Annotated in this window: 1 protein-coding gene; it reads right to left on the bottom strand. The window is 41.2% G+C overall.

Annotation, left to right across the window (positions count from 1 at the left end; all coding sequences use genetic code 11):
* Positions 1-1,137 (bottom strand): Ig-like domain-containing protein (locus HX124_RS18055; RefSeq protein WP_286418746.1); only part of this gene is annotated, 1,137 nt, incomplete at both ends.

Here is a 1,137-nt window from a genome sequence, read left to right as displayed (position 1 = left end):
ACTCCCATCAGTTAAATTGCTTTGCTTCGCATCCGTATTTGCCCATGTTTTACCACCATCTTTAGAAACTTGGTAAACAACGGTTGAACCTGCTTCTTGTCCTGTTAAAGTTAAATCAAAGTTACGGTCTTGGCTGACGAAGTCATTCTCTTTAGCACCTGTATCTTCATAAGCAGCTAGGCTAATTACCCCTGCTTTTGGTGCAGTTGTGTCAACAGTCACTTTTTGAATATTTGTGCTTTGTGTATTACCTGCAAGATCTGTCACGACTGCTTTAAACTGATAAACGCCATCCACTAGATCAGCTTGCTTCGCCTCTGTATTTACCCATGTCTTACCGCCATCTTTAGAAACTTGATAAATAACAGTTGAGCCTGTTTCTTGTCCTGTTAAAGTTAAATCAAAGCTACGATCTTGACTGACGAAGTCATCTGCTTTAGCACCTGTATCTTCATAAGCAGTTAGGCTAATTACTCCTGCTTTTGGTGCAGTTGTATCAACAGTCACTTTTTGAATATTTGTGCTTTGTGTGTTTCCTGCAAGATCTGTCACGACTGCTTTAAACTGATAAGTTCCATCGACTAGATCTGTTTGCTTCGCATCTGTATCTACCCATGTCTTACCACCATCTTTAGAAACTTGGTAAATAACGCTTGAACCTGCTTCTTGCCCAGTCAAAGTTAAGTCAAAGCTACGGTCTTGGCTGACAAAGTCATCCGCTTTAGCACCTGTATCTTCATAAGCAGCTAGGCTAATTACTCCTGCTTTTGGCACAGTTGTATCAACAGTCACTTTTTGAATATTTGTGCTTTGTGTATTACCTGCAAGATCTGTCACGACTGCTTTAAACTGATAAACGCCATCCACTAAATCGGTTTGCTTCGCCTCTGTATTTACCCATGTCTTACCACCATCTTTGGAAACTTGGTAAATAACGGTTGAACTTGCTTCTTGCCCAGTCAAAGTTAAGTCAAAGCTACGATCTTGGCTGACGAAGTCATCCGCTTTAGCACCTGTATCTTCATATGCAGTTAGATTAATTACTCCTGCTTTTGGTGCAGTTGTATCGACTACTATCGTTTGTACTGCTGTTGTTGCGGTGTTACCTGCGGCATCACTCACCACTGCTCTAAACTG

Origin of the sequence: Acinetobacter sp. 226-1, from assembly GCF_030329325.1 — a bacterium.
GTDB classification, from domain to species: Bacteria; Pseudomonadota; Gammaproteobacteria; order Pseudomonadales; family Moraxellaceae; genus Acinetobacter; species Acinetobacter sichuanensis.
The sequence above is the reverse complement of the archived record's forward strand: the minus strand, read 5'-3'. Positions and strand labels throughout refer to the sequence as shown.